19 protein-coding genes are annotated in these 22,351 nt (G+C 66.1%); 18 read left to right on the top strand and 1 reads right to left on the bottom strand.

Annotated elements, in window-relative coordinates; translation table 11 throughout:
- Positions 1-25 precede the first annotated feature (25 nt).
- From recR to H6678_13210, 18 genes are all read left to right on the top strand, one after another.
- Complete coding sequence (gene recR / locus H6678_13295) at positions 26-607, top strand: recombination protein RecR (protein ID MCB9474771.1); 582 nt, start codon at positions 26-28, stop codon at positions 605-607.
- A 160-nt stretch (positions 608-767) separates the two neighbouring features.
- Complete coding sequence (locus tag H6678_13290; GenBank protein MCB9474770.1) at positions 768-2,048, top strand: nicotinamide-nucleotide amidohydrolase family protein; 1,281 nt, start codon at positions 768-770, stop codon at positions 2,046-2,048.
- 72 nt (positions 2,049-2,120) lie between these two features.
- Positions 2,121-2,723 carry an RNA 2',3'-cyclic phosphodiesterase gene (thpR, locus tag H6678_13285; GenBank protein MCB9474769.1) on the top strand — a complete coding sequence of 201 codons (603 nt, stop codon included), beginning with the start codon at positions 2,121-2,123 and terminating at the stop codon, positions 2,721-2,723.
- A gap of 30 nt (positions 2,724-2,753) precedes the next feature.
- Positions 2,754-3,815, top strand: a complete 1,062-nt coding sequence (recA, locus tag H6678_13280) for a recombinase RecA (GenBank protein MCB9474768.1) — start codon at positions 2,754-2,756, stop codon at positions 3,813-3,815.
- Between the two features lie 82 nt (positions 3,816-3,897).
- The gene (plsY, locus tag H6678_13275; GenBank protein MCB9474767.1) at positions 3,898-4,524 is read left to right on the top strand and encodes a glycerol-3-phosphate 1-O-acyltransferase PlsY; all 627 of its coding nucleotides are present in this window, start codon (positions 3,898-3,900) and stop codon (positions 4,522-4,524) included.
- Positions 4,521-5,516 (top strand): NAD(P)-dependent glycerol-3-phosphate dehydrogenase, encoded by a 996-nt coding sequence (locus H6678_13270; protein MCB9474766.1) that lies wholly within the window; start codon positions 4,521-4,523, stop codon positions 5,514-5,516. The genes plsY and H6678_13270 overlap by 4 nt, the downstream gene beginning before the upstream one ends.
- 3 nt (positions 5,517-5,519) lie before the next feature.
- Positions 5,520-5,792, top strand: coding sequence for an acylphosphatase (locus tag H6678_13265; GenBank protein ID MCB9474765.1), 273 nt, complete (start codon positions 5,520-5,522; stop codon positions 5,790-5,792).
- A gap of 39 nt (positions 5,793-5,831) precedes the next feature.
- Positions 5,832-6,761, top strand: a complete 930-nt coding sequence (locus H6678_13260) for an adenine phosphoribosyltransferase (protein ID MCB9474764.1) — start codon at positions 5,832-5,834, stop codon at positions 6,759-6,761.
- Between the two features lie 3 nt (positions 6,762-6,764).
- Positions 6,765-8,858 carry an NAD-dependent DNA ligase LigA gene (gene ligA, locus H6678_13255; GenBank protein ID MCB9474763.1) on the top strand — a complete coding sequence of 698 codons (2,094 nt, stop codon included), beginning with the start codon at positions 6,765-6,767 and terminating at the stop codon, positions 8,856-8,858.
- The gene (gene efp / locus H6678_13250; protein ID MCB9474762.1) at positions 8,842-9,405 is read left to right on the top strand and encodes an elongation factor P; all 564 of its coding nucleotides are present in this window, start codon (positions 8,842-8,844) and stop codon (positions 9,403-9,405) included. The genes ligA and efp overlap by 17 nt, the downstream gene beginning before the upstream one ends.
- A gap of 285 nt (positions 9,406-9,690) precedes the next feature.
- On the top strand, positions 9,691-10,182 hold the full coding sequence (gene accB, locus H6678_13245; protein ID MCB9474761.1) for an acetyl-CoA carboxylase biotin carboxyl carrier protein: 492 nt from the start codon (positions 9,691-9,693) through the stop codon (positions 10,180-10,182).
- An 8-nt stretch (positions 10,183-10,190) separates the two neighbouring features.
- On the top strand, positions 10,191-11,540 hold the full coding sequence (accC, locus tag H6678_13240; GenBank protein MCB9474760.1) for an acetyl-CoA carboxylase biotin carboxylase subunit: 1,350 nt from the start codon (positions 10,191-10,193) through the stop codon (positions 11,538-11,540).
- A 120-nt stretch (positions 11,541-11,660) separates the two neighbouring features.
- Positions 11,661-12,041, top strand: coding sequence for a glycine cleavage system protein GcvH (gcvH, locus tag H6678_13235; protein MCB9474759.1), 381 nt, complete (start codon positions 11,661-11,663; stop codon positions 12,039-12,041).
- A 125-nt stretch (positions 12,042-12,166) separates the two neighbouring features.
- On the top strand, positions 12,167-13,525 hold the full coding sequence (gcvPA, locus tag H6678_13230; GenBank protein ID MCB9474758.1) for an aminomethyl-transferring glycine dehydrogenase subunit GcvPA: 1,359 nt from the start codon (positions 12,167-12,169) through the stop codon (positions 13,523-13,525).
- The gene (gcvPB, locus tag H6678_13225) at positions 13,522-14,988 is read left to right on the top strand and encodes an aminomethyl-transferring glycine dehydrogenase subunit GcvPB (protein MCB9474757.1); all 1,467 of its coding nucleotides are present in this window, start codon (positions 13,522-13,524) and stop codon (positions 14,986-14,988) included. Before gcvPA ends, gcvPB begins: the two co-directional genes overlap by 4 nt.
- Before the next feature lie 118 nt (positions 14,989-15,106).
- Positions 15,107-17,944 (top strand): hypothetical protein, encoded by a 2,838-nt coding sequence (locus tag H6678_13220; protein ID MCB9474756.1) that lies wholly within the window; start codon positions 15,107-15,109, stop codon positions 17,942-17,944.
- Positions 17,941-18,567 carry a methyltransferase gene (locus H6678_13215; protein ID MCB9474755.1) on the top strand — a complete coding sequence of 209 codons (627 nt, stop codon included), beginning with the start codon at positions 17,941-17,943 and terminating at the stop codon, positions 18,565-18,567. Before H6678_13220 ends, H6678_13215 begins: the two co-directional genes overlap by 4 nt.
- Positions 18,568-18,601: 34 nt before the next feature.
- Positions 18,602-19,033 carry a DoxX family protein gene (locus H6678_13210; GenBank protein MCB9474754.1) on the top strand — a complete coding sequence of 144 codons (432 nt, stop codon included), beginning with the start codon at positions 18,602-18,604 and terminating at the stop codon, positions 19,031-19,033.
- 45 nt (positions 19,034-19,078) lie between these two features.
- On the opposite strand, the gene H6678_13205 is transcribed toward H6678_13210, so the two are convergent.
- Positions 19,079-22,309, bottom strand: coding sequence for a C39 family peptidase (locus H6678_13205; protein ID MCB9474753.1), 3,231 nt, complete (start codon positions 22,307-22,309; stop codon positions 19,079-19,081).
- Between the last annotated feature and the right edge of the window lie 42 nt (positions 22,310-22,351).

Genomic DNA, 22,351 nt, shown 5'->3' with positions numbered 1-22,351 from the left:
TGGCGTGAGCCTGTTGACGCCCAGCATGGAAGCCCTGGTGGCCGAATTCGCCAAGCTGCCCGGGATTGGCCGCAAGACCGCTTTGCGCCTGGCCCTGCACAGCCTGATGAAAGGCCAGGAGGGCGCCGGAGCCCTGGCGACCGCCCTGCAGCGCGTGCTGGAATCCAGCCGATTCTGCGAGGACTGCGGCAACCTGAGCGAGCAGCCGCGCTGTGATCTGTGCCTCAACCCGCGCCGCGACCGCACGCTGATCTGCGTGGTCGAACATCTTCAGGACCTGATGGCCGTCGAACGCGCGGGCGAGTACCGCGGGCTGTATCACATTCTTGGAGGCGCCCTCTCACCGCTTGACGGAGTGGGCCCCGGCCAGCTCAGCATCCGGCGCCTGGGCGAAAGGCTGGCCACGGGCGAGGTGCAGGAACTGATCCTGGCCACCAATTCCACGGTTGAAGGCGACGCCACGGCGCTCTACCTGCAACGCGAATTCCAGGAACTGCCGATTCGCCTCTCGCGTCTGGCTCGGGGAGTTCCCATGGGCGGCAGTCTGGATTTCATTGACACCCTGACCCTGGCCCGGGCTCTCGATGGACGCGAATCCCTGCGCTGAGGCCCTCGGCCGCCGCGGATCCTGACAGGCCTGCCAAGCTGTCCAGTTCCCCTGACACGCGCGCGGAAATCACGCCGCTGCCCGGAATCCTGCGGAACACCCGGCCCGCACGCGCGTCCCACGGGGGCGCCGGCATGACACACAAGGGAGAGCCGACCCCATGACTGCCCAGTTCCCGGATCGTCTGCCCCAGCGTCTGCGTATCGTCTGCATCGGGGACGAACTGCTGAACGGGCTGCGCCGTGACACCAACAGCGCCGAGCTGTTGGCTCTGCTGTCCGGGCTTGGGCTGGCGGTCGAGGAAATCCGCATCGTGCCCGACCTGCCCGAGCGGGTGACCGCACTGGCTCTGGAACCGGGCTGGTTCACCATCGGCACGGGCGGTCTGGGGCCCACGGTGGACGACCGCAGCCGCGAGGCACTGGCCGTCGCCTTTGGAGCCCGTCTGGAGCACGACGCCGAGCATCGTGCGCGTTTCCAGGCCCGGCTGGCCGCCGCCGGGCGTGATCCGCGCACCGCAGCCCCGGGGCAGAGTCAGCACCCGGTGCCCGGAGCGACATTTCCCAATCCGGTGGGCAGCGCCGACGGCCTGTTGTTCCATGCTCCCGTTTCGGCCCCGGACCGGGTCTGGCTGGCCCTGCCGGGCGTGCCCAGCGAGATGCGGGCCCTGATGCACGAACAGGTGCTGCCCTGGCTGCGCACCATGGTGTCCGGGGGACAGCGGGGTCAGGCGCTCTACACGCGTGTCTGGAAACTGCCGGAACAGGAAGTGTCGCGCCGACTGGAACCGCTGGAGGATTTCGCCGAATTCGGTGATCCTGGTTTCTATCCCGGTCCCGAGGGGGTGCTGGTGCGCCTCCAGGCGCCCGCGGACGCGTCGGCGGAATTGCTGGAGCGGGGGCGGCGCCTGCTGCGCGAACGTCTGGCCGGACACGTGCTCCACGAAGGCCCCGAGAACCTGCCGACCCTGCTGTTGGCCGAGCTGAGCCGCCGTGGGCAGACCGTGGCGGTCGCGGAGTCCTGTACGGGTGGCCTGCTGGCGGCCGCCCTGACCAGCCTTCCTGGCAGCTCGCGGATCTTTCCCGGCGCGGTGGTGGCCTATTCCAACCCGCAGAAGCAACGCTGGCTGGGTGTGAGTGACGCGATCCTCGAGCACGATGGCGCGGTCAGTGCGGCCTGCGTGGAAGCGATGGCCACTGGGGTGATCCGTGAAACGGGCGCCCACTGGGGGCTGTCGGTCAGCGGCATCGCCGGTCCGGATGGCGGCAGCGCCGACAAACCGGTGGGAACCGTCTGGCTGGGTCTGGCCGGACCGGACGTCGGTGTACGAAGCATGGGGCTGCGTCTGGGCGGCAACCGCGAACAGGTGCGTGCCCGGGCGGTCGGCCAGGCCCTGGCCTGGTTGTTTCGCTGCCTCACACAGCCAGTGGAAGGGGCCTGATGTCCCAACCCCTTCCGTATCTTGAGCGCGTCGTTTCCCGAAGGATCCGACGAGACGGATGACCCCGATTCCTTGCAATACACACACGACGATCGCCTGCGGGAAGGGCCTGCGATGGTACGCCTGTTCACGGGTTTTCCTCTGGCCGAAGCGGTCCGGCGTGAACTGATGGAGCAGCAGGCCCGCCTGCGCAGCCGACGCGAAGCGGTCAAGTGGGTCAGCGAGCAGTGCCTGCACCTGACCGCGGTCTTTCTGGGGGAGCTTGCCCACGACAGAATTCCGGCGCTCTGTGAGACACTGGAGCAGGTTGCCGGCAGGCACGAGGCCCTGGTCTTCCAGCTGGCCGAACCCGGTTTCTTCGGCCAACCGGGCCGTCCGCGCGAGCTCTGGACCGGACTGACGGGACCACTGGAGTCGCTGTCGCGGCTGGTCGAACAGCTGGAACGTGGCTTTCGGCTGCAGGGACTGGTACTGGACAGGCGGCGCTACCGGCCCCACATCACCATCGGCCGGGTACGCGATGGCGGCGAAGCCCTGCTGGTGGCCCATCTGGCCAATGGCTGCCTGCCACTGCCCGTGCGGCTCGACCATCTGGTGCTGTACGAGAGCCGGCTCGCGCCCGAAGGCCCCCACTACACGGAACTGGCGGGCTTCCCGCTGGCCGGCACGACCTGAACCGAACGACACAATCCATAAGGATACCCGATGAAAACCAATGCGGCGGAAGCGAAGGACAAGGAACGCCAGAAGAATCTGGAAAGTACCCTGGGCCAGATCGACAAGGAATTCGGCAAGGGCTCGGTGATGCGTCTGGGCGATCAGGGCGCGATCATCGAAGTGGAGAGCATTCCCACGGGCAGTGTGACACTGGACATCGCGCTGGGAGTGGGCGGTGTGCCCCGCGGGCGCATCGTCGAGATCTTCGGGCCGGAAAGCTCGGGCAAGACCACCCTGACCCTGCACATCATCGCCGAAGCCCAGAAGCGCGGCGGCATCTGTGCCTTCATCGACGCCGAACACGCGCTGGACCCGATCTACGCCAAGGCTCTGGGTGTGGACACCGACAACCTGCTGGTCTCGCAGCCCAGCTGGGGTGAGCAGGCTCTCGAGATCGCCGACCGGCTGATCCGCAGCAACGCCATCGACGTGGTGGTGGTGGATTCGGTGGCGGCCCTGGTGCCCAAGGCCGAAATCGAGGGCGACATGGGCGATTACCATGTGGGTACCCAGGCCCGCCTGATGAGCCAGGCCATGCGCAAGCTCACCTCCAGTGTCTCACGCTCGAATACCTGCCTGATCTTCATCAACCAGATCCGGATGAAGATCGGCGTGATGTTCGGCAACCCAGAAACCACCACCGGCGGCAACGCGCTCAAGTTCTACAGCAGCGTGCGCCTGGACATCCGCCGCATCGGCACGGTCAAGGCCGGGCAGGAAGCCACGGGCAATCGCACCAAGGTCAAGATCGTCAAGAACAAAATGGCGCCACCCTTCCGCACGGTCGAGTTCGACATCATGTTCGGGGAAGGCATTTCCAAGGCTGGCGAGTTGATCGATCTGGGTGTGGAAGCGGGCGTGATCACGCGCAGCGGCACCTGGTTCAGTTTCGGAGAAGAGCGCCTGGGTCAGGGACGCGACAACGTCAAGACCCTGCTCAAGGAGCGTCCCGAACTCTTCGCCGATCTGGAAGCCAAGGTGCGTGCGGCCGTGGGGCTCGTGTATCACCCTCGAAGCTCCGGCAAGTCATCGGACACGTTGGACGACTGATTTTCGGGCGCGCGATTCCTCTGGCGGGGAATCGCGCGCCTTTATCCGGTGGGGTTGATGTCCCGCCATTTCCGGAGGCCCCATGGCCCTGGCCTTCCTGCTTGTGCTGGCCTACCTGCTGGGTTCCCTGCCCACCAGCCTGCTGGTCGTGCGTTGGCGCTTGAATGTGGATCTGCGCGAATACGGCAGCGGCAATGCCGGAGCCACCAATGTCAGTCGCCTGCTGGGCTGGGGCTGGGGCATCGGGGTGATCGTGGTGGATCTGCTCAAGGGCGTGCTGGCGGTGGCCCTGCTGCCTCTGCTGCTGAACACGCCCGGTGATCCGCTGACCACTCACGCCCTCGCGGGTCTGGCCTGCGTGCTGGGACATGTCTTTCCGGTCTACGCGGGCTTTCGCGGAGGCAAGGGGGTGGCCACCGCGGCGGGTGTCTGCCTGGCGCTCAGCCCCGGACCGGCGCTGGTGGCACTCGGAGTGTTTCTGGTGGTGCTGTTCCTGATGCGCTACATGTTCCTGGCCTCGCTCAGTGGAGGTGCGGCCTATTTCGTCAGCAGCCTGTTCGTGTTCCACAACCGGGGCATGCTGGGTCTGTTGGCCGTGGTGCTGCCGCTGGCGCTGGTCTGGCTGCACCGTCGCAACATCTCCCGCTTCCGTCAGGGATTGGAACAGAAGATCGGCAACCGCATTCCCGTGGAGAAGAAACAGCCATGAAGATCGCCGTCATCGGCGCCGGCAGCTGGGGCACGGCCCTGGCGCTGCTGTTGCGCCAGCACGAGCAGGCCGTGAGGGTCTGGGAGTTCGATCCGGCCCTGGTGGCCCGGTATCAGTCCGGGCTGCGGGAGAATCCCGTGCTTCCGGGGGTTCCGCTGCCCGACGACCTGGAGATCCGCAACGACCTGGCCTGGGCCGTGGACCAGGCCGAACTGGTGTTGATGGCGGTGCCCAGCCATGCGGTGCGGGCCACCCTGGGACGCCTGGCCAACCTGGCCTCAGCGGATGTGCTGCTGGTGGATGTGGCCAAGGGTGTCGAGGAAGGCAGTCTCAAGCGGATGAGCGAAGTGGTCAGCGAGGTCTGGCCCGCCCTGCCCGGGACCCATTCCCTGTGTCTCTCGGGGCCCAGTCATGCCGAGGAGGTGGCGCGCGGCCTGCCCACCAGCGTCACCATCGCGGGGCTCGACCTGGAGCAGGCCCGGCGTGCCCAGCACGTGTTCTCGGGCGAGACCTTCAGGGTCTACATCAACGACGATCTTTGCGGCGTGGAACTGGGCGGTGCACTGAAGAACGTGATCGCCATCGCCAGTGGCATGTGTGACGGGCTGGGATTCGGCGACAATACCAAGGGGGCGCTGCTGACCCGTGGGCTGGTCGAGATCACGCGCCTGGGTACCGCGATGGGCGGTCGCCCCGAGACCTTCGCCGGGCTCAGCGGCATGGGCGATCTGTTCACCACCTGCATGAGCCGCCACAGCCGCAACCGGCACGTGGGCGAACAGGTGGGGCGCGGGCGCTCGCTGGACGAGGTGCTGGCCGAAATGACCATGGTCGCCGAAGGTGTGCGCACGACCCACGCCGCCCGCGAACTGGGACGCCGTCACAATGTGCCCATGCCGATCACCGAAGCCGTGCACCGTGCCCTGTTCGACGGAGCCGACGTGCGCGAGGAAGTGACCGCTCTGATGACCCGCGAACTGCGCGAGGAGTAAGGTGTGAAGGGCACTCGCTGGCTGTTTTCGGGCCGGGTCCAGGGCGTGGGATTCCGCTGGACCTGTGCCGAACGGGCCCGCCTGCTGGGGCTTGATGGCTGGGTGCGCAACCTGCCCGATGGACGGGTCGAGGTGCTCGCCCAGGGCCCGGCGGGCCTGGTCCGGCAGTTGCTGGACCACATGAAGAGCAACCCGGGCTCGATCCATGTGGATACGGTCACGGAAAGCCCCGAACCGGCGGAACCTGCCGAACCCGGTTTTCGCGTGCGCCGCTGAGCACCAAGCGGCCGGGAGCGGACACAGATTGGAGCGGAGATGAACAGTTCCTGGCATCCTGCGGGCCAGCCCATGGCGGCCCCATATCTTGTCGTACAGGGCGCGGACAGCACCATTGAGTTCCTGACTCAACTTCTGGGTGCCCGCGTGCTCTGCCGGCACCTGACGCCCGAAGGGCGGGTCCAGCACGCTGAAGTGCTGATCTCCGACAGCCTGGTGATGCTCGCCGATGCGGCTCCGGGCTGGCAGGCGCGCGAGGCGCACGTGCATGTCTACGTGCCCGACGTGGAGGCCCGTTACCGGCGTGCCCTTGAGCTGGGCGCGGAATCCGTGCAGGAACCGCATCGCGGCAATGATCCCAATCGCCGGGGCGCCGTGCGTGATGCGGGCGGCACGGTCTGGTGGATCTCGACCCATGAAGGGAGTGAGACGACCTTCGACCTGGCGGCCAACGTGCGCACCGTGATGGATTTTCCCCGCCCGGGCATCGCCTTCAAGGACATCACGCCCATATTGTCCGACCCGCGGGCCTTCAGTGCCTGCATCCGCCAGTTGGCCGAGCGCGTGGACGCGGCAAACCTGGATGCCGTCGCGGGCATCGAGAGCCGCGGGTTTCTCTTCGGCGCTCCGTTGGCGCTGGAACTGGGCAAACCCTTCTTGCCCCTGCGCAAGCCGGGCAAGCTGCCCTGGAAGTCCCGTCGGGTCGAGTACGCGCTGGAGTACGGCAGCGACGCACTGGAAATCCACGAGGACGCCTGCGCTCCCGGCCAGAAGATCCTGCTGCTCGATGACCTGCTGGCCACGGGCGGCACCGTGCTGGCTGCCGCCGAACTGGTCCGCGGACTGGGTGCCACCGTGCAGTCGGCGCTGTTCGTGATCGAGTTGGGTTTCCTGCCGGGGCGCCAGCGTCTGGAAGCGGCCGGAGTGCCCGTGGAAAGCCTGTTGTGCTACACGGGTGAAGAGGACTGAGCGATGAGCGCCCTGCCCGCCACCGCCGAGCAGTTCGACCGGCAGCAGTACCTGCAACTGGTGCGCGAGCTGAACCAGCATGGGCGACTGTATCACCAACTTGGCAGGCCCTCGATTTCCGACGCGGAATACGATCGGCTCTACACCCTGTTGTTGCAGGTGGAAGATCGGCAACCGGGCTGGATCGATGCCGGCTCGCCCAGTCGCCGGGTAGGCGCGGCCCCCGCGGGTGAACTGCCCGAAGTGATCCATGCCCGCCAGCAGTACTCCCTGGACAACAGTTACTCACTGGACGACCTGAGGGAGTTTCTGGCCCGCACCGCCGAAGGGCTGGGCCTGGACAGTGCCGACTCCCTCGAATGGTACTGCGAACTCAAGCTGGATGGAGCCTCGGTCAGCCTGGTCTACGAGCAGGGCCGTTTCGTGCTGGGCGCGACCCGCGGGGACGGCCAGCGCGGCGAGGAGATCACGGGGGCCCTGCGCACCATCCGCAGCCTGCCCCTGCAACTGGCTGACGGCGCACCGGAACGCATCACCGTGCGCGGCGAAGCCCTGATTCCACAACGTGATTTCGCCGCCCTCAACGAGGCGCGCGCCGCCGCGGGGCTGCCGCTCTTCGCCAATCCGCGCAACACCGCCTCCGGCTCACTCAAACTCAAGGACCCCAAGGAGGTCAGCCAACGACGCTTGGCGGTGTTCCTCTACGATGTGGTCGAGGAGCTGTCCGGGCTGGACAGCCAGTCCGCCCTGATCGCACGGTTGCAGGACCTGGGCTTGCCCGTGTTTCCGCATGGCCGGGTCTGCCGTGGGTTCGAGGACGTGACCGCCTACCTGCAGCACTGGCAGCAGGCCCGTCACGAGCTGCCCGTGGAAACCGACGGAGTGGTGCTCAAGCTGAACCGCCTCGACCAGCGCGAGCGTCTGGGCTACACGCGCCGGGCCCCGCGCTGGGCGATGGCCTACAAGTTTCCCTCGACGCGCGAGATCACCAGGCTCAAGGAGATCACCTGGCAGGTCGGGCGCACCGGAGTCGTGACACCGGTTGCCGAACTGGAACCGGTGCGCATCCAGGGCAGCACCGTGGCGCGGGCCACCCTGCACAATCTCGAGGAAATCGAGCGCCGGCAGTTGCGGGTGGGCCTGCGGGTCTACGTGGAAAAGGGTGGCGAAGTCATTCCCAAGGTCACCGGCCCCGCCGAGGATCCCACTCTCTTTCCGCCCGTGCAGGCTCCCGATCGGTGTCCCGTGTGCGACACCGACCTGCAGCGTGACCCGGAGCAGGTGGCCCTGCGCTGCCCCAACCGAGCCTGCCCGGCACAGGCCCAGGCCGCAATCGAACATTTTGTGTCGCGCAAGGCACTGGACATCGAAGGCATCGGCAGCCGGCTTGTCAGCGCCCTGCTCGAGGCCGGACTGGTGCGCGATGTGCCCGATCTCTATGCGCTGAACCAGGAGCAACTGCAGTCGCTGGAGCGGATGGGCGAGAAGAATGCGGCCAAGGTGCTGGCCAATCTGCGCGCGAGTCTGCAGCAGGACCCGGCACGCCTGCTGTTCGCGCTGGGCATCCGGCATGTGGGTGAGGGAGTGGCGCGCGTGCTGCTGGATCGCTTCGGCAACATCCAGGCCCTGCGAGCGGCCAGCGAAGAGGAGCTGCAGGCGGTGCCCGATGTGGGGCCACGGGTGGCCAGCAGTCTTCAGGAGTATTTCCGCTCGGAAGAAGGCCAGCAGCGTCTCGAAGCCCTCGCCCGGGCCGGTTTCGACCTGGCCCGCGGCGACGCCAGAGCGCTTCCGGAAGCGGGTCCGCTGGCGGGAAAGACCGTGGTGCTCACCGGCACTCTCACCCGAGTCGACCGTCAGGACGCCAAGCGCATGCTCGAAGCGGCGGGAGCGCGAGTAAGCGGCAGCATCTCACAAAAAACGGATTATCTTGTCGCCGGCGAAAAAGCTGGCAGCAAGCTGGAGAAGGCACGGCAGCTCGGCATCGCGGTCCTTGATGAGGACGGGATGCTGCGGCTGCTTTCCTCTGGCCCTTCCGGTCCCGATCCTTCAAGCACAACAGAGCATTCACAGGAGCTTTTCGATGGCCTCGACCGCTGATTTCCGCAATGGCATGACCCTTGCCTACAACAACGATCTGTATGTCATCGTTGAGTTCCAGCACGTCAAACCCGGCAAGGGTGGTGCCTTCGTGCGCACCAAGCTCAAGAGCGTGACCAACGGGCGCGTGATCGACCCCACCTTCCGTGCCGGTGAAAAGGTCGAGGAAGTGCGCCTCGAACGTCGCTTCATGCAGTACCTGTACCGCGACGCCCACCACTTCACCTTCATGGACACCGCCTCCTACGAGCAGATCCAGCTGGATGAGAAGGCCGTGGAAGACGTGATGGACCTGATGAAGGAAAACGTGGAAGTCAGCATCCTCTTCAACGGGGAAGTGGCTCTGGGGGTGGAATTGCCCGCCAGCGTCGAGCTGATGATCACCGACACCCAGCCCAACGACAAGGGCGATACCGCCTCCGGCGGCAAGAAGCCCGCGACCCTCGAGACGGGGGCTGTGGTGAACGTGCCCTTCTTCGTCGACCGGGGCGAGGTCATTCGCGTGGATACCCGCAAGCGCGAGTACCTGGAACGCGTGAAGAAGTAGTCTTTGTCCTGCGCCGGCTTGCCGGCGCAACTTTCCCTCTTGTGGCTTGCCTCGGGCGGGTCGGTTTGTGTAATTGGCCGCCCGGACCTGCCGTCCGACGATCCCCTGCGGCATGTGTCCATTGGCCCCTGTCGCACGCGTGATGCGGGCCCGTTCCTGTTCGAAGTCACCCTGTCCCCGGACGGGGTCCGCCGCGGGCCCCCACCGCCCCGGTGTCCATTCCCTGGCAAAGGCCTGCCGGTCATCACCCCCGGTTGCCACCACGACGCGAGAGGATTCCACAGCATGGACTTCAACGAGATCCGCAAGCTTGTCCGGCTTGTCGAGAGCGCGAACATCAGCACGCTTGAAATCGAGGAAGAAGGTCTCCAGATCCGCATCGAGAAGCATCTGGCCGCCGATCGCACGGCGCCCTCGATGATGAGCTTCCCGGTGCACACCGATTCCTCCACCTGGGCCCAGTCCGCGGCCCCGGCGGCCACGCCGGCCCAGGCCCCTGCCGCCCCCGCCGAAACGGCTGCGCTGGCCGCCAGCAACCTGATCGAAATCCGCTCACCCATGGTGGGCACCTTCTACCGCACACCCAGCCCGGATGCCGCCCCCTTCGTCAATGTGGGCGACACCATCCGTACCGGCCAGACCCTCTGCATTCTCGAAGCGATGAAAATCATGAACGAGATCGAAGCGGAAACGACCGGTCGCATCGTCGAGATCCTGATCGAATCGGGCCAGCCGGTCCAGTTCGACCAGGTCATGTTCCGCATCGAAGCCCTCTAGGAGCGCGCGTGTTCAAGCGAATGCTGATCGCCAATCGGGGTGAGATCGCGCTGCGTGTGATCCGGGCCTGTCGCGAGCTGGGCATCGAAAGCGTGGCCGTGCATTCCACGGCCGACAGCGAAAGCCTGCACGTGCGATTCGCGGACCAGGCGGTCTGCATCGGTCCTCCCCCCTCGTCCGCCAGTTACCTCAATGCCCGTTCGATTCTGGCTGCCGTGGAAGTCACGGGTGCCGACTGTCTGCATCCCGGCTACGGCTTCCTGGCCGAGAACGCCGAATTCGCCGACATGTGCGCCGACCACGACGTGGTCTTCATCGGCCCCACGGGCGACATGATCCGCGGCATGGGCGACAAGGCCAATGCCAAGGCCACCATGCGCGAGGCCAAGGTCCCGGTCATCCCGGGCAGCGAAGGCCTGCTCGAGAACGTGGAAGAGGCCCGCGTGCTGGCCGAGGGCATCGGCTATCCCGTGATCCTCAAGGCCACCGCCGGTGGTGGCGGGCGCGGCATGCGCATCGCGCGCAGCGCCGACGAACTGGAGAACGCCTTTGACACGGCACGTGCCGAGGCCCAGGCCGGATTCGGCAATCCCGGGCTGTATCTCGAGAAGTTCCTGACCCAGCCCCGTCACGTGGAAGTGCAGGTCCTGGGTGATACACACGGCAACGTGATCCACCTGGGCGAACGCGATTGTTCGATCCAGCGCCGCCACCAGAAGCTGGTGGAGGAGAGCCCGAGCCCGGCCGTGGATCCCGCCCTGCGCCAGCGCATGGGCGAGGCCGCCGTGCGTGCCGCGCGCTCGGTGAACTACGTCACCGCGGGCACCATCGAGTTCCTGCTGGACGGGCAGGATTTCTACTTCATGGAAATGAACACCCGGATCCAGGTCGAGCACCCCGTGACCGAGCTGGTGACCGGTGTGGACCTGATCAAGGAAATGATCCGGGCGGCCGCCGGGCTGCCCCTGAGCGTGACCCAGAAGCAGGTGCAGGTGCGCGGACACGCCATCGAGTGCCGGATCAACGCCGAAGACCCGGCTCGCAACTTCATGCCCTTCGCCGGACGCATCGGCGCACTGAACCTGCCCGGCGGACCCGGTGTGCGCGTGGACAGTCACATCTACCAGGGCTACACGATTCCCACCTGGTACGACAGCCTGCTGGGCAAGCTGATCGTGCATGCGGACACGCGCGAAGAGGCCATCGACCGCATGAAGCGGGCCCTGACCGAGTATGTCATCGAGGATGTGCGTACCACGATTCCCTTCCACCTGGCCCTGATGAAGGACCCGGTGTTCAGAAGTGGACAGTTCGACATCCGTTTCCTTGAGAATTGGCAATACAATCCCCAGGCCTGAGTCCCTGCCGCACGGGCGGCGCTCCGATTCTGAGGAACGATATCCAGAGGCCGTCGCCCCGGGCCAGGGACGCCGACCGGACCCCACGAGACCGGCCGCAAGAGAGGAGAGCGAGTCCAGATGAGTGTACCCAACAATCTGCTGTACACGGAAGACCATGAATGGATCCTGGTCGATGGCGACGAAGCCACCATCGGCATCACCGACTACGCCCAGGGCGAACTGGGAGACATCGTCCTTGTCGAATCGGTGGGTGTGGGTACCCACTTCGAGAAGGGCGACAGTCTGGGCAGCATCGAGGCCGTCAAGGCCACTGCCGATGTCTACGCTCCGCTTTCCGGCGAGATCCTGGATATCAACAGCGCGCTGGAAGACGATCCCCAGCTGATCAACCACGATCCCTTCGAAGGGGGCTGGATCGTGCGTGTGCGCATCAGCAACAAGGCCGAACTGGACGACCTGATGAGTCCCGACGAGTACGACGAGCAGGTGTCCGACTGAGACCGGCAGGAGCACTCTTCCAGGGCGTTCCGGCTTTTCCGGTACGCCCTGTTTTTCTTTGCCCACACCACATGCCCTGACGGGCGCAGTCGCCCCACGCAAGAGTGGGACGGGGAAGGACATTCATGCCATACATCGCCAACTCGGACCGGGACCGGCAGGCCATGCTGGACCGGATCGGAGCGGCTTCGATCGACGAGCTGCTGGCGGGCATCCCGGCCAGCAACCGCCTGACGGAAGAACTGGCGGTCTCACCGGCCCTCAGTGAATCGGAACTGGTGCGCCACGTGCACGAACTGGCCGCCGCCAATCTGGTGCCCGCACCCCAGAACTGCTTCCTCGGGGGCGGAGCCTACATCAGCTACATCCCCGAGACCGTGCGCGTGCTGGCCACCCGCAGCGAGTTCATCACGGCGTATACGCCCTACCAGGCCGAAGTCAGCCAGGGCACGCTGCAGGTGATCTACGAGTTCCAGAGCATGATCCAGCGACTCACCGGCATGGAAATCGCCAACGCCAGCCTCTACGACGGCGGCAGCGCCCTGGCCGAAGGCCTGCGCATGGCGCGCGCGATTCACGAGGACCAGCCGGGCCGCAAGCGGATCCTGCTCTCGGACGGCCTGTTCCGCAAGCATCTCCAGGTGGCCCGCACCTATGGCTCGCCCTGGCCGCACAGTCTGGAAACCATTGCCCTCGAGAACGGGCGCCTGAATCCCGGGGCCCTCTCCGAGCGCCTGGACGACACGGTCTGCGCCGTGGTGATCCAGAGCCCCAATGCTTTCGGCAGTGTGGAAGATCTCAAGGAACTGACCGCCCGTTGCCATGTGGCGGGTGCGTTGGTGATCCATGTCTTCGACCCCCTGGCCCAGGCCCTGTTCACCAGTTCGGGCGAGGCCGATGTGGACATCGCGGTGGGCGAGGGCCAGAGCATCTCCCAGCCGCCCCAGTACGGCGGTCCCAACCTGGGCCTCTTCGCCTCGCGCGCCAGATGGGTGCGCCTGATGCCGGGCCGGCTGATCGGCTCCACCGAGGACGCCTCGGGCAAGCGCGGGTATGTGCTGACCTTCCAGACCCGCGAGCAGCACATCCGCCGGGCCAAGGCCACCAGCAACATCTGCACCAACCAGGCCCTGGTGGCCACCTTCGCCACGATCTACCTCAGCCTGATGGGCGGCAGTGGCCTGCGCCAGCTGGCGCGCTCGCTGTATACGCGGGCGACCTGGCTGGCCGAGCGCCTCGAACGCATCCCCGGCTGCCGCGTGCTGAGTGCCGCGCCCTTCTTCCGCGAGTTCGCCCTCGAGCTGCCCGGTCGTGACCGGGTGCTGGAAGAGCTGAAGCGCCAGGGAGTGCTGGCCGGACTGGCGCTGGATTCCCGGCGCGGCAGCGACGCCCTGCTGGTGGCCGTGAATGAGTTCCAGACCCAGGATGACCTGGAAAACTTCGCCCGGCTGATCGAACGGGCCACGGGAGGGGGCGCACGATGAGCACCCTGATTTTCGAGTATCACAAGGACGGTGGCAGCAGTTTCGACTCAGCCAGCGCGGGTGTCAACACGGGCGGTTTCGAGCAGCGCGAACCCACGCAGTTCAAGCGTGAATCGGCCCTGGACCTGCCCGAGGTCGCGGAAGGCACCGTCGTGCGCCACTACGTGCGCCTCTCCAGCCTGAACCACCATGTGGACAAGGACATCTACCCGCTGGGCAGTTGCACCATGAAGTACAACCCCAAGGTCAACGATGGGCTGGCCTTCCTGGAAGGGTTCACCAACCAGCATCCGGCTCAGCCCGACGAGCAGTGCCAGGGCAGTCTGAGGTTGATTCACGCCCTGGGGCAGGAACTCTGCGCGATCACGGGTTTCAGCGACGTGACCCTGCAGCCGGTGGCCGGTTCGCACGGCGAACTGACCGCGCTGTTCATGATCCGCAAGTATCACGAAAGCCGGGGCAACGCCCGCCGCAAGGTGGTGATCCCCGACAGCGCCCATGGCACCAATCCGGCCTCGATCACCCTGGCGGGCTATGAGGTGGTGGAAGTCGGATCCGACGAGCACGGCATGCTCGATCTGGAACATCTGGCCCGCGTGCTGGACGAGGACGTGGCCGCGTTCATGATCACCAATCCCAACACCCTGGGGATCTACGATTCGCACATCGCGCGCATCACCGAGATGGTGCACGGGGTGGGGGCCTTGTGTTACATGGATGGCGCCAATCTCAACGCCCTGCTGGGCCTTGTTCAGCCCGCGCGCTCGGGCTTTGACATCATGCACATCAACCTGCACAAGACCTTTGCCGTGCCCCATGGGGGCGGTGGGCCCGGTGCCGGTCCCCTGGTGGTGGGCCAGACCCTGGCTCCCTTCCTGCCCGGTCCGGTCACGCGCGAGACGCCCGAGGGCCTGCGCTGGGTCGAACCCGAGCAGAGCATCGGCCGGGTACACATGTGGAACGGCAACTTCGGCGCGCTGGTGCGGGCCTACGCCTACATCCGACGCCTGGGAGCCCGCGGGCTGCGGCGCGTGTCGGAGAACGCGATCCTCAACGCCAATTACATCCGTGCCCGGCTCAAGGACACCTATCGTCTGGGCTTCGAGAGTCCCACCCTGCACGAAGTGGTGTTCAGCGCGCGCAACCAGAAGAAGCTGGGCTACAAGGCCTCGGACATCGCCAAGCGCATGCTGGACTTCGGGATGCACGCTCCCACCACCTACTTCCCGCTGATCGTGCCCGAAGCCCTGATGATCGAGCCCACCGAGACCGAAAGCAAGGAGAGCCTGGACCGCTTCTGCGAGGCCATGCTGCAGATCCATCGCGAGTGCGAGCAGAAGGACCCGCTGCTGGCCAGCGCTCCCAACACCACTCCCGTGGGTCGGCTGAATGACGTGCTGGCGATCAAGCGTGCCGACCTGGGCTGGAGTGCCGGTCTGGAGCACACGGAGGCCGGCTCCTGATCCGGCGCACAGCATACCTGAGATGAATCCACTGCGGCCGGTTGCCCTGGGTGACCGGCCGCATCTGCCCGCTGCATCAGCGAAGGGAGCCTGCCGCGGCGGCCCCGGAGAGGAGCCGATGTTCCGCACTGTGGTCGCCTTCGACCTGGAAACCACCGGACTGGAAGACAGCGCCGAGATCATCGAAGTGGGTGCCGTGCGCCTCGTCGATGGGCGTGTGGTCGACCGTCTCTCCCAGCTTGTGCGCCCCAGCGGCGCGATTCCCCCGGCCATCGAACGCCTGACCCGGATCACACCGAAGATGGTGCGTGATGCACCGCCGATCCAGGAGGTGCTGCCCCGCCTGCTCGAGTTCATGGGCGATGCCCCGCTGGTGGGACACAATGTGGACTTCGATCTGGGCTTCACGTCCCGCGCCGCCGAGCAATGCGGTCTGGCTTTCAATCGCCACCGCCATGCCTGGGATACGGTGCCGCTGGCGCAGATTCTGCTGCCCACCCTGGGCAATCACCGCCTGGGCACCGTGGCCACTGCCCTGGGCGTGACTCTGGAAAGCGCCCACCGGGCCTGCGACGATGCCGAGGCCACCGCACTGGTGTTCCAGCAACTGGTGGAACTGGGAGCCGGCCTCAAGCCCGAGCTCCGCCGCCTGTTGAGACTGGTGGCGCACGATACCCACTCGCGTCAGCAGGACTGGCTGGAGCAGCTGGATGCCTGGGTGGCCCGGGAAGGCAGCCGACCTCCCCACCCCGCCGCCGACGGACGCCTGGCTGACAATGTCTACATCCGCGAAGCCATCGGCCCCGAGACGGAAGATTCGGAGCGTGCGCGCTGGTTCACCCCGGGCGGGCTGCTGGCACGCTCGATCGCGGGCTTCCAGCACCGGCCCCAGCAGGAAGAGATGGCCAGCGCCGTGGTGCGCGGATTTCGTGAAGGGCGTTTCCAGCTGGTCGAGGCGGCCACCGGCACGGGCAAGTCCTTCGCCTACCTGCTGCCCGCGATTCTTCAGGGACGCGAATTGCTGGCTCGCGGAGAACGCGGGGTGGTGGTCTCCACGAACACGCGCAATCTTCAGGAACAGCTGTTTCACAAGGACGTGCCCCTGCTGGGCAGTGCGCTCAGCGGTCCGCTCAAGGCCGTCTTGCTCAAGGGGCGCCAGAACTATCTCTGCGGACATCGCTGGAAGGCCCTGCTGGACGAATTGCCCCAGCGGGCCACCATCGACGAACGGCTGCGCCTGCTGCCGCTGGTGATCTGGACCGACCGGACCCGCACGGGCGACATCGAGGAGTGCACGGCCTTTCATCCCTGGGTGGTGCCCCAGCTCTGGGCCATGTTGCGCAGCGACGCCCGGGCCTGCGCCAACCCGGGCTGCCGCAAGGGCGAGGGCTGCTGGCTGAACCGGGTGCGCCGCCATGTGGCCGACGCCCATGTGGTGATCGTGAATCACAGCCTGCTGCTCTCCGACCTGCAGACCGAAGGCCGCATCCTGGGCGAGTACGGCCACCTGATTCTGGACGAGGCCCACAATCTGGTGCGCAGCGCCGAGCGCCAGTTCCGCAGCGAGTTCTCCTTTCCGGCGCTCTCGCGCACCCTGCGGGCGATCTACGATGGTGAAGACCGCGGCAAGGGCCTGCTGCGCCAGTTGCGCAGTGCGGTGCTGGACCCGACGGACCCCAATGGCGCGGGCAATCGCGTGGTGCGCGCGCTTGAAGAACTGGCCGAAGGCCTGGCGGCACTGCAGGCGCCCCTGCAGGAATACTGGACGGCGTACAACACACGCCAGCAGGCCCTGCACGGCGACGCGATCAGCGCGACACGCTACACCTACAAGGCCCGCTTCACCCAGGCCAACAATCCCCTGCTGCATCACGTGGACAAACACCAGGCGCTCTTCGCGGGAGTGCCCGGAGTGCGCGCCAGTCTGCGCGCCCTCGAGCTGGAACTGGCGGACCTGCTGGAAAAGAAACCCGATCTGGCCGCGGTGCCCGCCGAACTGGCCTTCCAGAGCCAGACCCTGCTGGAACTGCTGGACGAGCTGGACGCCCTGGCCGACCACGCGGACGGCGAGCAGGTGGCCTGGTTCGAAATGCATCCGGTGACTCGCGAAAGCCAGTTCCTGCGTTGCCCACTGCGCATCGGGCGCGAACTGGCCGACCAGCTCTTCTCGCGCCTCGAGAGCCTGCTGCTGACCAGCGCCACCCTGGCGGTGGACGGCTCGTTCAGCTACCTGCAGAACAGTTGCGGGCTGAACCGCCTGGGCCGTGAGATGGATTGTCTCACATTGGCCACGCCCTTCGACTACGAACGCCAGGCCCGCGTGCTGGTGCCGGGCTGGTTGCCCGAACCCAGTGCGCGCAACCGGCGCGAGTTCTGCCGCAAGCTGGCCGAGCTGGTGGCCGACATTTCCACGCGCTTCAACAAGGGCACCCTGATGCTCTTCACCAGTTACAGTTTTCTCAACACGACCCTCGAGGAACTGGTGAACCGGGTGGACTACCGCCGCATTCCCCTGCTGGCCCAGGGCAAGGACGGCAGCCGCAGCGACCTGCTGGATGCCTTTCGTGAGGCGGGCAACGCGATCCTGCTGGGCACCGACAGTTTCTGGGAGGGCGTGGATGTGCCCGGCGACGCGCTTCAGTTGCTCGTGATGAGCAAACTGCCCTTTGACGTGCCCAACGAACCCATGGTCGAAGCCCGCACCCAGGCTCTGGAGGCCGCGGGCGCCAACGCCTTCATGGAGTACAGCGTGCCCGAGGCCGTGATCCGTTTCCGCCAGGGCTTCGGACGGCTGATCCGCCATGAGAAGGACCGCGGGATCTTTCTGCTGCTGGACCAGCGGGTCGTGCAGAAGCCCTACGGATCGAAGTTCCTGGACAGCCTGCCCGTGCCCACGAAGCGCTGCATCCAGTCCGATGACCTGATGAAGAAGCTGTCCAATTTCTGGGAGAAATGATCGTGATCACGCGCGCCCGTGACCGGGATGTGTGTTACGCCTACGATCTCTTCGCGCTGAAGAAGGCGCACCCGCTGATCGGGTTCCTCGAGCAGGAATGCGAGGAACCATTCTACTATGGCACCCGGGTCTGGAACTCGGGCTGGCTGGCCATCGACCACCTCGAGCACCATGGCCTGCCCGCTGGCTCCGGGGTGATCGATCTGGGCTGCGGCTGGGGCCTGCTGGGCATCTTCTGCGCCCGACGCTTCGGCTGTCGTGTGCTGGCCGTGGACACCGATCCGCTGGTGGCGCCCTTCCTGGACCTGCATGCCCGGATCAACGAGGTGAGCCTGAGCCCGCGGTTCGTGGACATGGCGCGCCTCAGCGACCGGGACCTGCGTGGCCGGACCCTGCTGGCCGGGGCCGACATCTGCTTCTGGCCCGAACTGGTGACGCCGCTCTTCGAACTGATCCGGCGCGCGCTGGATCTGGGAGTGCCGCGCATCCTGATTTCCGATCCGGGGCGCGAGCCCTTCGAGACTCTGGCCGCCCGCTGCCGCAAGGAATTTGGCGCGCGGATTCTGGATCACAGTCTCGAGAAGCCCAAAGTCACCGGGCGCCTGCTGGTCATCGATCGCTGATGCGCGCACGGACCGAACACCAAGAGGAGACAGGATGAACGCACCGAAATTGAGTGGATCGACCCTGCAGAACCTGGGGCTGCTCGTGCTGCGCGTTGGAGTGGGCAGCAGCATGTTCCTGAATCACGGCCTGGGCAAGCTGCTGGCCGGTCCCGAGAAGTGGGAGAAGGTCGGCGGCGCCATGGAAATGGTGGGCATCAGCTTTCTGCCCCTGTTCTGGGGCTTCATGGCCGCCTTCGCCGAAAGCATCGGCTCGCTGATGCTGGTGCTGGGGCTGAAGACCCGCCTGGCGGCTTTCCTGCTGGCCTGCACCATGGTGATGGCCGCTCTGACCCATCTGAACCTGCCCCCCGAGGAAGCCCGTGCCGGCTGGTCGGGTGCCTCGCACGCCCTCGAGTTCCTCAGCGTGTCCATCGCCCTGATCTGCCTGGGTGGAGGCGCCTGGGGCCTGGACCGCAAGGGCTGATTGTTAGCACCCCGGGTCAGACGGCCTGCCTCCGCAGTCCGGGAGTCATTCGCCCGGAATGAACAGCGGAAGATCGGTGCGCAAGGTGTGCCGCACGTGCCGGGCGTCCAGTTCCTCGAGGACCCGCTGTACATCCGTGCGCCCTTCGATGCGTGCGGACGGGTAGGCCGTCGCTTGTGTACTGCCGCCTTCGGCCACCACCCGGTACAGGGCAAGATCATGCTGGGGTGTCTCTCCGTCCACGAAACTCGTGCTCTGGCTTCCCCCGATCCTCTCCAGAGGCTGCCCCTGTTCATAGCCGGCCCAGATGCTGTAGCTCACCACATCTCCGGGAACCGCATCCCAATCCAGATGCACCAGACCACCTTCCACACGGATCCTCAGGTTCTGCGGCGCCGGGGGGCCATCGAAGAATCCATGCAGGACGCCCACACTGCGGCCCAGCAGTTCCTGGAACTGCGCCGGATCGGCCAGATCCTCGATGGCGAATGGGTAGTACAGGCTTCGTCCGGAGACTGGGCCATCGGTGCGCAGGATTCCTGCCGCCGCGCTCTGCGGGCACTGTGGATCATAGAAAGCCACGGGTTGCCCTCCGTTCTGGGGCAGGGGAGCGAGCATGTCCGCTTCCTGCCAGGAATGGAGTCCGCCCTGCAGATTCAGCGGGCCCATTCCATCCAGGATTCCGCCCGGTTGCGGCAGAACCGTTGGACAATTGGCCTGTGGCTGCACCGGCTGTGTGGCCAGATAGTTGGCGAAGAAGTTCTGGGTCAGTGGGGTCGGTGGACCCTGGAAAAGCGTGCTGGCTATGTTGTTGCCGGTCAGCAACAGGCGACCCCCGTGATCCATGTAGGTCACCAGGTTCTGGATGTCATTCTGGGTCAAGGGGGCGCTGCCGTTGCCTCCCGTGACCCAGCAGCAGAGGTCGTAATCCAGCATGGTTTCCCAGTCGGGGCCGTCTTCCCCCGCAGCGACCGTGCGGCTGTGCATGTCGATGCCCAGGCCCCCCAGAGCATCGTCGAAGCGCTCCTTGACTTCGATGGTGTCCTCATCGGCTCCTGTGATCAGATAGAAATGAGGCGGTACCAGGAAGCAGCTCCAGGGGTCCCAGTTGTCCGGCGAGGAAAAGAGCTGGTCGCGCAGAATGTCCACGATCACCCGGTAGGAGCCCGGCGAGAACACGCCCAGTTTGGTCAGGGGAATCACGCCCAGGGAATCGGAGCGCAGCACACCCGACTGCCCGACGGCCTGACCGTCCACCGGGGCTGAGCAGGGGCTGACCAGTTCGTAGGGATAGGCACTGCGCGCGTGAAAGGTGTTGCCGAAGACATACACCGCCTCGCGACAGAGGGGTATATCGGGCAGCTGCAGAAAACCGATGCCGATGCTGTGCGGCGAACTGAACTGACAGGTCTCGAGGCCGCCACGAGGATTCTGGCCGTCGCCGTTGACATCCTCGCCCCCATCGAACTGCACATCGTTGTCGCTGTCGCAATCGCACTCGGCGCGCAGGCCGTCGCTGTCGCCGTCGGCGAAACCGATTGCCCGGTTGGAATGGCTCGCGTGATACTGGCGGTGAAAAGTATAGTTGAAGATCTCGGCCTTGTCGGGCACATCGTCCCGGTCGCTGTCCGCCAGATCCGGTGAGCTGCAGAAGGTGCGCGCGCCGCGACCCGGGTCGGCGCGGCCCTCGTCCAGGTCCACGATGCCGTCGTGATCCGAGTCGAGGGTCACATGGGAGTCCCGCGCCAGCGGGGTGAAGCTGCCGGCCTGCAGGGTGTAATACGAGAGCACATCGTAGCGGTTGTGCTCGAACATTCCCGAACGCCCGGGCCAGGGGTCCTTGATCCGGATGCCCCGGTTGGAGGTGCTGGGGTTGGGGCGATAGCCATCCACGACCACCGCGTGCCGCGTGCTGCCATTGAGGGTCACGATGGCCAGAATCGGACGCCCCGCGTCGATCTCGGTGGTCAAGGTGTCCCAGTCAAGGCGGTCGGCCGAGGGCAACACATGGCGGGTGACGGTGCGACCCCCCAGGGCCCAGGCGGCCGTGGAATTCGTCTCGGCCTCGGCGCCCAGCCGATGCCCCAGATCACCTTCGGGCTTGGTGGGGCGATGGGTGCCGTGCAGGTGGAAGGCGATCTCGTCCTGGAACAGGGTGCCGCCGAAGAAGTTGTTCAGCATCTGGATAGAGGCGGGCATGCAGTACCAGGAGCAATGTTCGCAACGCAGGATGTGCTGATCTTCGTCGTTGTGCGCACCGTCCCAGGGCGAGCTGGCGGACCCGTCGTGCTGGCAGCCCCAGCGTCGGCCCAGCTTCTGGTTCCAGATGCAGAGCATGCCACTGTCCTTGTGCTGCATGCGCTGTGGCACGGGCAGCACCGCGCGCTCGGCGCGCGAGGCGGCGCCCCCATCCACCATCAGCCCCCAGGCGGGTACCGGCCAGGCGGTGCCGATGGTATCGGGCGAGACGCGCCAGAACCAGCGCCCCTCGGGCAAAGTGGTGTTGAACAGGCTGTCGCTCAGCACGACGCTGTGCAGCGGGGAGGCCCAGTCGGTGCTGTCATCGATTTCCAGCCGCACGGGGCCGCCCAGGCTGCGCCACTCGAAGGTGATCTGTCCGCCGTCGATCAGGCTGCCGTCCAGCGGCAAACGCTGCAGGGGATTGGCCTCGGAGAGTGGTGTCACGGGCGAGGAGAGCAGTTCACCCCAGTCGCCGGGAGTATTGCCATCGCGCCCGCTGGGAAGCCTTCCGGGACGGCTGAAACTGCTCCAGTCCGCCATGTCCACGATCTGCCCGGCGGTCCAGATGCCCGCCGCGCTGGCATGCCCGCCCGCGACTCCCGGAATGTACTCGCCCGAAGCCGCGGCCACGAAGTCCACGATGCTGGCACTTGAGGGAAGACCGTTGTACAGGCCCAGCTCACAGGAGCCGCCATCTTCCCACCATGAGCCGACGCCCGCGTGCCAGAGGCCCAGACCGTCGCTGAAATCGGCATCATCCGTGCCGCTGCCCAGATCGACCCGCAGAAAGGCCCCCTCGGGCAATGTCCAGGCAGGCAGAGCGACTTGCATCCAGAGGCTGTCGCCGGCCACTGTCCAGCCAGCCAGGGACACGGTGGGCCCGGAATTGTAGAGTACCAGCTGGTTCTCACCCGGGTGTCCAGTACCGTCCAGTCCACTCAGAGGCTGGATTTCGTCAATCAGTATCTGGGCCCAGCTCTGGGCCACCAGCAGGAGGAGCAGGACGAATCCTGCCCGGTTCAGGTGACTGCACATGCTTCCCCCGGTGTATTCTGGATGGACCGAGCCCGCGAGTTG

It is taken from the genome of Candidatus Delongbacteria bacterium (assembly GCA_020634015.1).
Taxonomy (GTDB): domain Bacteria; phylum CAIWAD01; class CAIWAD01; order CAIWAD01; family CAIWAD01; genus JACKCN01.
This window is presented reverse-complemented; position numbering and strand designations above follow the sequence as displayed.